The following is a 9010-nucleotide window of genomic DNA, read 5'->3' on the forward strand; positions in this document are numbered from 1 at the left end:
TCGGTGAATCGTTTCTTCATGCCCAATCTCCTGACTACGTGATTGGACTCTAAAGCGTCGTGCTACTCAAGGGTGGGAGGACGTCGTTACGTGACGGGCATCAACCTGATGCCGCGCATGCGCAACATCAAGGATCTCGTCCTGTACAAGGCGGAGAAATTTCAGGGGAAATTCACGAAATTATCATGTTCGCGTCATTGAAGCTATGGTTGTGGGCCGTAATATAGATTCAACCAATGTCTCTGGAAGATACGGTTTTCAGGATCGGATTGTCGGTCTCGGAGCGGCCCATGCTCTGGGGTTCTGCATCGAAAATTTCCTCCAATCCTGGACCATCGATTTATTGATGGTTACGATCCATCTTTTCGGTTTCGTGGAGAAAATCATGAGAAAGCTTAATCAGGCTGAGATCAATGCGGTATCGGGGGCTGGCGAAGTTGATATCAAACCCGTACCAAACGGATGGTTCGACAGGTTATTTAATGAGCTTTTCCTCCGATCGGAGCGGATCGACGTGGGTGACACAATCGCCCCCCATATTTAGTCGGCGTGAGGCTGTACCTGTAACTAAGGAAACGCGGACACCAATAGGGAAAGGCAACAAATTTCAAACTGATTACCTGTGGAAATTATAAAAAAACAAGAGCAGTAGGCGCCGCTAAAGATGGCGGCATTCATTGGCTTAAACAAAGGAGCATCGTATGCGCACTCTTTCCCTCGATGAAGTTAAGCTTGTTTCTGGGGCAGGTAATAAAATTGGTGTCGATATTAGGACAGGTGCGTTGTCGGGTTTGGGTGCTGGTGCAAGCGTGGGTGTCATTGGTGGCGCCGTACTTGGCGGCCCAGTTGGCGCCGCAGGTGGTGCAGCTTTCGGCTCGGTGGTAGGAACAATAATCGGTGGAGTAATTGGCGGGGTGGGTTCGATTTTCGAGTGGTGGGAGTAAATAACTTTTCAGAAAATCCAGTCCAACATAGCTGTATATTAAAGCAGGCAGATCCAAGTGATTCTAGACGCCCTGCTGGATGCAGCGGAAGCCCGCCTTGAACAAGCAGGGGCATTCTCTAGAGAGTGTGTTCCGCTACGCGTCCGGCTTCTTGTCAACGAAGGGACTGGCTTCGCGCAAACTTTCATGCGCGTTAACCTGTCCTGGAAATTTCGTGCCAATCAAATCTAGAGATAATGGCTCCTCAGCTCAGACGAGGAGTTGGCATGAAGAAGAGCCGGTGCAACGACGAACAGATTGTGCGGATACTGCGCGAGGCGGATCGGCACGCGGTGCCTGAGGTGGCCAAGCGTCATGGCGTGAGCGAGGCGTCGATTTACGCTTGGCGAAAGCGCTTCGGCGAGATGGTTAGCGATGACGTCAGACGCCTCAAAGCGCTCGAGGCAGAGAATGTCAGGTTGAAGAAGCTGGTCGCCGACCAAGCACTGGATATCCAGGTCTTGAAGGAGATCGGCGAAAAAAAGTGGTAAGCGCACAGGTTCGCTGCGAGCAGGTCCGGTTTGCGGTCGAACGGGGCTTGAGCCAACGGCGAGCGTGTGCGCTTATGCAGGTCAGCCGATCAAGCTTGGGCTATACGCTCAAGATGCCAAGTAAAAACACACCGGTGATTGAGGCGACGCGAACGTTGTCGGGGCAATTCCCGCGCTTCGGCTCACGCCGTATCCGAGTGCTGCTGAGGCACGAAGGTAACCGCTAATTCTGTACCCATCATCGCGTCCGCATATTTTTAAGCGGACACTATCTGGCCACTCGGTCGGCCCTGCAAGATGGGTTTGCTGGACGCTTACAGATTGCCAACCACATCGTAGACCAATAGGTAGTTGCGGTGTGCGACGAGTTCGCGCGTGTCGGGAGTGCGACCAAGTCGCGCCGACGACCAGCGGGCAGCAGACGCTGTTTTGAACCGCTGGCGCGTCAATCCGTCCCAGCCTTCCAGAGCCCCTTCTTGTAAGGGTTCATGGGGAATTTACATTTATGGGCGTTGGGCACTTTTGACGAAGCACGTGGTTGCGCGACAGCCGCGGCTCTTTGCTCACTGGCAGATTACCCATGCCGGATTGGTTGGACGATAGGAGCCGGATGAATCGCGAGATTCATGTTCGGTGGTGTGAGGGCCTGCGGGGGCGGGCTACTCGACCACCTCGCCTAGGCGGAGTGGTGCCGCTGCAAATAATCGCGCCACAAAATCGGCCACAGGATCACCGCTTCGCGGCCACCGTAGGGATTAGCCCACCACGCTCCTACTTCAATTCTGAACTAAAGTTCAACTACACCTGTCGCTGATTTTCGGAGCCCCTTCGGAAAGGTCAAGATAGATAGACCGAGACACGCCGCAAGCAGTGCTGACCAGAGCCAAAATTTGCCCGGATCGAACATCTCATACAACGCGCCAAACCCCTGGTTGCCTATTGCCCCTCCTAGTGCGCCAAGCATCGAACTCATAGCGAAGGTGGCGCCAAGCACGTTGTGACCAACGTTGGACGCGATGTAATCGACCTTCAGCAGAAGGAGGACTTCTGCGATTGAGTAAATGCCGACCGCGACGCCAAAAAGCCACACGCCTTGGGTCGAAAAACTCATCAGAACTGCAGCGAGTGAAATGGTCATAAAGCCCACGGGTAGGCTTGCACCATTGCGCATCAACTGAATCCGGGTTGCGACCGTCAATTGAAGAGTAACGACAACAATCGCATTGACGATATAGGTGATTTGGGGGGCCGACGGGGCCACATGAAGCTTGCCGAAGATCGGCATAACAAGACCGAACAGCGCATGACAGGCGTTAAATCCGAACACGATGAAAACTAACATCCATGCACCTGGCATGCGCAGGATGTCGCGAAATGTGCGGATATAGCGGCCTAGCGGCTGCGCAATCGATGTCTGAAACTCTGGAATGAGCGCGTTGCAAATCGCGGCTAGGAGGAACAATGCGGCAGCGGCATAAAACAAGACTGCCTGACCAAAGATCGGTGCAAAAAAAAGCCCTAAAAGCGGCCCCGTAACCACGCCAACGTTTGCATAGGTGCTGCGCAATGCCAGCCACTTCGGCTTGTTTGCTGGGTCGCTAAGTGCGGAGATGCCAGCTTTCGCCGTCGGCACATACACACCGCTTCCGAACCATATGAGCATGCAAGCCGCCGCTGTGGTCCATATCGCCTGTGCGTGAAATAACAAGGGAAACGCGATTACGCGAAGCAAAAGGCCTAATAGCAAAATACGTTTGGCACCCAACCTGTCCGCGAGAACACCGCCAAACAATGAACCGACGGTCTGGGCAATCACCATATTTGCGTAAATTCCGCCCACCTCCACCGTGCTAAGACCGCGCTCTGTGACCAAGAACACACCGAGGATCGGGATAACCAGATAGCTGCCGACGTTCGAGACCAATGTCGATAGGAGGATGATGTAAACCGTACCTAGATTGTCCTTCTTGAAACGCTTGAACATCGCTCACTCCTACTGACTACGCCGGGTCCACGGTGACTCGTAGCATTGCTAGCGCCTCATCTCGTCGAGTCAAGAGCTCAGTGTGGTTCGAGGCACTGACAATGATCGAGCCGTTCCGAGTGGCTGAGCTAACATAGGCGTTTGTGGGCTTTCCTTCGGAAATTTCCAGGTCTACAAACTCGACGCCAGGCGCAGCCGCTACGTCAGCAAGCCCTTCGATATGATGAACAATGCCCTGCCCAAAGCGCGGAAAGTAAGCGAGACAGGGACGTGGCGCAGTCAACGTCGGTAAATCATGCGCGCTGTCGACGACCCCTCCAATTAGCACTGAGAACACATCGATCCCGCGGCACAGTTCGAGGAGCTTCCAAATTCGGCCCCCCCCTGTGCGCAACTGGGTCTCAATTAGGTACACGTGCAGCCTACCCGCTTCATCGCGGTTGAGGCGAAATTCCGAATGAGCTACCGAGTTACGAATGCCCATAGTGGAGAGTAGAAGTACCACCGCTTGCTCCAACGCAAGCTGTTCATCGCTTCCAATGGGGGCCGGCATCAAATGTTGCATCTCAACCAGATTGTCAGTGAGTGTCTTCTGCGTGACGGCAAGCACGCTATGCTCTCCGGCGAGAGAAATCGTTTCAACGCTGTATTCACTGCCTTCGATATAGGCTTCAACCAACACAGGAAACGCCCGCTTGCCCAGATCAGTGCGTAGAGCCTGAGCATCCCGGATAACATTGACGCCTTCGGATCCGACACCGTTCATCGGTTTAATGACAAGAGGACCATGAGACTCGAAGAACGCCACAACATCGCTCTCGCCATAAGCAACGCGCCATGCGACATTGTCGAGTGCCGTTCCTGCCATGGCAGTTCGCGTCAGTTGCTTGTTTCGCGTGCGCACGTTGCCGTCCAGTTCGTTGCCCGGCACGCCAAGCACTGAAGCGATCACGGCGGCAGTCTCAAGTCCTTTTTCCGTAAACGAAAACACACCGCTGATCGGCGCCGCCCGATTGAGCTGCATTGCACAGAGCAGTGCTTGCGGTACGTCCGAGGCGTCGACATCCCAGAACTCGCATTGGGCCAGCACGTCATTAGACAGGAGCGTACGTTGGTTTATCGCAGCAAATCCCGTGACACGATACCCAAGCCTCAACGCAGCCTCGTAGTTCTCAGTCCAACCGCCAATGATTAGTACGTGCTTCATAGGTTATCCGTTTCAATAACGATGGTTGCTGCCGCTGCACGTGCGTAATCATAGGCGAGCGTGGGTGTCTCCCCGGTAGTGAGGAGATAACCGACGGTATTGCGATAGTCGCGTGCCGACGCAATCGTGTCGCCTTCGCGCCGGACGAGACTAAGTGACATGAACCCTGGAAATCCTGTTAAAGCGTTCACGCCTCGTATGGAGCGAATACGGCCAGTGGTTTTTGCGCCTAGAATTTTGCAACCGATATGAACACTACGTAAAGGCATAGTTACCGGTGGTGTCAATCCAAGGCATATCGCAATTGCGACTTTGAAGACGTTATCTCCGAGTGCAAGCGAGAGCATGCGCCCGAGCCCAATCCCCCCCATTCGAGGGTTCACCTCTACGACTTGCGGACCATCTGTCGTCAGAATGAACTCGATGTGAGCAAATCCATTCGATAGGCCAACGGCCTTGGTGATACTCTCGATGTAGGTTTCGGTCTTCTCCTTCCATGCAGAAGCAATGTCCGATGGAAAAGTAAGACCAAGCTCATTGAAGTCTGGGAAATCGGTGAGCTCACGATTGGAATAGCCGAGAATGGCGACATTGCCATTGCGAATGACGCATTCAGCGCTATAGAGAGGCCCCTTTAGAAACTCCTCGAGGAGCACCGAATCGCGTGTCGCCAGAATTGCCGCAACGGCTTGGCCCAGTTCATCCGCATCGTTCACGATGAAGACGTTGGCACTTCCTGTCCCGCTGGGGTCCTTTACGATCATCGGGTAGCCGAATGTCTCCGCCTTTTCAAGCGCGGACTCCACCGACATCACCTCGGAGAACAGGATGGACTTGACGCCGGCAGCTGCCAGTGCCCTGCGGGTTTGCGATTTGTCGCGGCAAACTCGCATGGCGGTGACCGGATGCGCCGGCAGCCCTAGCTCCTGAGCGATCGTCGCGCCAAGCACTGCAGCCCGATCAGACTGAACCAGAATGCCGGAGATTCTGAGCCGCTTCGCTAGCTCGTGAGCAACTTGTTTGACTTCAAGGGGTTTGGAGAAATCTACCTGAACAACCGCCAATGCGGATGCATGAGCATGTTCGTGTCCGATCTCATCAAGCACTCTGTCGGGCGCAGGGGTCAGAATAATGAGCCCTTGCTGATGGAATTGCGCTGCGGACAGGAGTAAATCGGCAGTTGCGCCGAGTGTATCGACAGAAAGCACAAAGGACTTCGCGTTACTCGCCATGCTGAACTCCTAGACACGACGCCTCTGCGCTCACGTCAGTGATATTTTTGCGATGCCAACTGAATTTGACCCAATGGTCGTCATCCCTGATCAAAGAAGGATGCAATACCGTCGTCGGTTCGTCAGGAATTGATTCCGATAGGAAGCCAGTCCCCTTCTGCCAGTCGGACGAGTACACAGTGTCGACGTACCGATAACCATCGTCCGGTAGAATTGTCACAACACATTTGTCTGGATTGGTGCGTGAAAGCCATTCACCTACAGCATGGGCTGCGCCGCTTGTCGGCCCTTTGAATAGGCCGCTTTCCTTGTAGAGAGCGTAGGCCGTTTGGTGCGCCACCGCTGCGCTCACCCAATGGACCTCATCGAACTGCGTGTGGTCAAGATTTCCCATCGGCATTCCCGACCCCAGCCCACCGAGCTTTCGGTTCCCATTGGGCGCGCCAAATAGCACGCTTCCCGTCGTATCGACGGCGACTGCGCGGACATTCATCCCGCGCCGGCGCAAGGCCGCAGTCGTGCCAGACATCGAACCGCCAGAGCCAACGGAGCCCACCAGAATGTCAAACTTGCCAATGGAGCAAGTGAGGTGCGAAGCTAGGTGATCGTACGCAGCGGGATTTTGTGGATTCACATACTGCTCTGGCCAAAACGCATCTGGATTGTCTTTTAAAAGCTCCTGTAGCCGAGCGAGCCTCGCCTCCTGGATGTTCAAACCCGGGCGAGGTGGCACAAAGTGAACGTCCACACCTAGCACGCTTAGCTGCGCCTCGAGACACGAATCAAGACAATCGGTAACGATAATCAGGCGGTGTTCTCGGGGCTTTGCAATGAGCGCGAGCCCAAGTCCAAACGTTCCAGAACTACTCTCCGCGATGATGCCCCCACGGGGAGGTAACTTGCCGGATCGGGTTGCAGAGTCAATGACAATTCTCGCTGGAAGCAACTTCATCAGTGAGAAATTTGCCGCTATCAGATTTCTCTGCAAATTCACAAGCGGCGGCAAAATGTGTTGCTCCACGCCGCCGGATACCACTGAAGTAACATCGAACTCAGCCATCTCTCGCCCCTGGCTAGATTAAAGACCAAAGAGTTGAACGTCGTGTACGTTCAGGTTGGAGATCTCGTCAAGCGCATGCTCAATATTCGTTAGGTCCTTCGACGTAAACGGTTGTCGAAAGAGCAGGCCCACTACGCTGCCGCTGTGCGCAACTTGCACCCCTAACGCACCAGCGCGATGAGATATCTCGACTAGCTCATCAAAAAGCGGCTTGGGTCTGTATTTTTGGTTGATGCTCGCGCTTCTGGTCGCAACAGCACCAATGGCCGGCAAGTTCCCCGAGCGATATGCTTCGCGCAGGGTCGCGATGCCCGCGTCAAACAAGTCAATTTCTTGGTCCGTGTACTCGATTTTCGGTAGCGATAGCGTATCCAACCCACTTGCTAACTCGTGCGCCACAACACTCATAACAACGAACGCGGGTGCGGCACCTTCAAGTATTTCAACAACGAAGCCATCTCGATGCGCAAATAGACAGGGTTTAGCAGACATCATGATTGGGTCTGACGCCCCTTCAGCACGAACAGCTAGCGCGGCAATTTCCGACTCCATCAGCCTATGCCCCGTTGCTTCCGCCACGGCTTTGACCGCCGCCACGACATCTGCGGTTGATGAGCCCATTCCCCATTTGAGGGGAATGCTGGAATCAATGACAAGTGTTCCGCCGGAACAAACCCCTAGGTACTCAAGAGCTATTCGAGCCGCGCGTTGAGCTTTTTTCCTTGACGGTGGAATGACCTTGATTGACGCCGAATCGGCAACGGGGAAAAACGTCGCTGCGCTTCCCTTGCCAGCGATTGGGAGTGTGACCAGCGCGTCAATCAGGCGTCCGCGAAACCTGAAGCGCCCTTGGACCAACTCACCATGATGGGCATGAACTGACGCTCGTCCAATAGGGATGATTCCACTCGGTATTGTTGGTCGATTGAACTCAAATGGAGCGTCATATGAGCGAAGCATGTCGAACTCCAAATTGTACTAATGGACGACACGACTGATGGGCGGCGAGATCCTAACCATCCTAAATATTCCCTGTCAATGAGCATCGTGCGATGCTCATATAACTAACAAATACGATGCCTATGGATACTATTTTTTGAAAGAACCAGACACTTTCCAATGCCCCACGATCGAAATGACGGTTGAAGATCAGTTGCGATAATGACGATGTATCGAAGCAGAGCCAGGTGCGAAGTGATTTTTACTCGGTCAATGCACAGAATTGCTCAGCGGGGGGGCGGACGGCTTCCATTGGAGGCAAGCATCCACCCCTTGGGGTGGTGACCACATAGCTGCCAAAAGTGCCATTTGCGAATATGGGATGGACGTCGCTACTCGACAGTCTCAGCCTAATTCGGTCGCCTCGCCTAAGTGAAGCTAGCGGTCAATACTGACTTTCGTCGTTCCAAGCGACGCCAACTGCAGAACCGCGTCCCAAAGTTCGGAGGTTGCCTGCGGCCTTTGCCGATCACGTGTATCCATTGATCTACGGCTGAGTCGGCCTAGATGCTGTGCAGCGTGGCACCGGCCAGCTCGCTGATGCGACGCCCCGTCGCATACCAAAATCCAGCATGACCAGAAACTTGGACTCATCCGCCTGCCAAAGCTCCTGCAGAGCTTTCCGTGGGCGAATGGATGATGTTCTGTCCGAGAGCCGGACGCGTTAGTAGCGCACGTCCGGTTCGATGAGCGAGGCGCGGAAACGGAGCCATGGCTCAGCTGGTGAAGCACCGCCAAACGAAAGGGGCGGACACAGATAGGCAGAATCTAACTTCCGAGACATCTCCAATCTGGCGTCGAAATTTATCTATATCCCCATTACGTTTATTCGGCATATTAATTTCCGGAATATTGCCGTAAATGATAAATCTATGAAATTTTTCCGAATATTAAATTCAATGATCAATTTGTGAAATGTGGGGAATATTGGGAGGCGCGTTCATTAATTTGCCTATTATTCGGTCTGCGAAGTTTGTATCGATGTCAGCACAAATCAAAACATAGCCCCATGTAGTCGTACAACGATCCGATGAAAACAAACGAGACAAACGAG

8 protein-coding genes are annotated in these 9010 nt (G+C 53.7%); 3 read left to right on the forward strand and 5 right to left on the reverse strand.

Annotation, left to right across the window (positions count from 1 at the left end; all coding sequences use genetic code 11):
• The first annotated feature begins 385 nt into the window (after window positions 1-385).
• The 3 genes from PHO31112_RS27315 (at window position 386) to PHO31112_RS26785 (ending at window position 1474) form a co-directional block, all read left to right on the forward strand.
• Window positions 386-544 carry a hypothetical protein gene (locus PHO31112_RS27315; protein WP_174995911.1) on the forward strand — a complete coding sequence of 53 codons (159 nt, stop codon included), beginning with the start codon at window positions 386-388 and terminating at the stop codon, window positions 542-544.
• 157 nt (window positions 545-701) lie between these two features.
• Window positions 702-944 carry a hypothetical protein gene (locus PHO31112_RS26780; RefSeq protein WP_150624740.1) on the forward strand — a complete coding sequence of 81 codons (243 nt, stop codon included), beginning with the start codon at window positions 702-704 and terminating at the stop codon, window positions 942-944.
• Between the two features lie 266 nt (window positions 945-1210).
• Entirely contained in the window at window positions 1211-1474 is a 264-nt protein-coding gene (locus PHO31112_RS26785; protein ID WP_174995912.1) for a transposase, read from the forward strand.
• A 787-nt stretch (window positions 1475-2261) separates the two neighbouring features.
• Here PHO31112_RS26785 and PHO31112_RS26795 read toward each other — a convergent pair.
• Genes PHO31112_RS26795 through PHO31112_RS26815 form a run of 5 tightly spaced genes read right to left on the reverse strand, consistent with a single transcriptional unit; the run spans window position 2262 to window position 7917 of the window.
• Complete coding sequence (locus tag PHO31112_RS26795) at window positions 2262-3458, reverse strand: MFS transporter (protein WP_150624744.1); 1197 nt, start codon at window positions 3456-3458, stop codon at window positions 2262-2264.
• A gap of 16 nt (window positions 3459-3474) precedes the next feature.
• The gene (locus tag PHO31112_RS26800; RefSeq protein ID WP_150624746.1) at window positions 3475-4665 is read right to left on the reverse strand and encodes an ATP-grasp domain-containing protein; all 1191 of its coding nucleotides are present in this window, start codon (window positions 4663-4665) and stop codon (window positions 3475-3477) included.
• Window positions 4662-5897 (reverse strand): ATP-grasp domain-containing protein, encoded by a 1236-nt coding sequence (locus PHO31112_RS26805; protein WP_150624748.1) that lies wholly within the window; start codon window positions 5895-5897, stop codon window positions 4662-4664. Before PHO31112_RS26805 ends, PHO31112_RS26800 begins: the two co-directional genes overlap by 4 nt.
• Window positions 5887-6957, reverse strand: a complete 1071-nt coding sequence (locus PHO31112_RS26810; RefSeq protein WP_150624750.1) for a pyridoxal-phosphate dependent enzyme — start codon at window positions 6955-6957, stop codon at window positions 5887-5889. Before PHO31112_RS26810 ends, PHO31112_RS26805 begins: the two co-directional genes overlap by 11 nt.
• An 18-nt stretch (window positions 6958-6975) precedes the next feature.
• Window positions 6976-7917, reverse strand: coding sequence for a GHMP family kinase ATP-binding protein (locus PHO31112_RS26815; RefSeq protein ID WP_150624752.1), 942 nt, complete (start codon window positions 7915-7917; stop codon window positions 6976-6978).
• Window positions 7918-9010 lie beyond the last annotated feature (1093 nt).

Origin of the sequence: Pandoraea horticolens (genome assembly GCF_902459555.1) — a bacterium.
Classification (GTDB): domain Bacteria; phylum Pseudomonadota; class Gammaproteobacteria; order Burkholderiales; family Burkholderiaceae; genus Pandoraea; species Pandoraea horticolens.

Bases quoted from the DNA above. Each gene is read 5' to 3' on its own strand.
- PHO31112_RS27315 (WP_174995911.1), top strand. From the start codon at position 386: ATGAGAAAGCTTAATCAGGCTGAGATCAATGCGGTATCGGGGGCTGGC.
- PHO31112_RS26780 (WP_150624740.1), top strand. From the start codon at position 702: ATGCGCACTCTTTCCCTCGATGAAGTTAAGCTTGTTTCTGGGGCAGGT.
- PHO31112_RS26785 (WP_174995912.1), top strand. From the start codon at position 1,211: ATGAAGAAGAGCCGGTGCAACGACGAACAGATTGTGCGGATACTGCGC.
- PHO31112_RS26795 (WP_150624744.1), bottom strand. From the start codon at position 3,458: ATGTTCAAGCGTTTCAAGAAGGACAATCTAGGTACGGTTTACATCATC.
- PHO31112_RS26800 (WP_150624746.1), bottom strand. From the start codon at position 4,665: ATGAAGCACGTACTAATCATTGGCGGTTGGACTGAGAACTACGAGGCT.
- PHO31112_RS26805 (WP_150624748.1), bottom strand. From the start codon at position 5,897: ATGGCGAGTAACGCGAAGTCCTTTGTGCTTTCTGTCGATACACTCGGC.
- PHO31112_RS26810 (WP_150624750.1), bottom strand. From the start codon at position 6,957: ATGGCTGAGTTCGATGTTACTTCAGTGGTATCCGGCGGCGTGGAGCAA.
- PHO31112_RS26815 (WP_150624752.1), bottom strand. From the start codon at position 7,917: ATGCTTCGCTCATATGACGCTCCATTTGAGTTCAATCGACCAACAATA.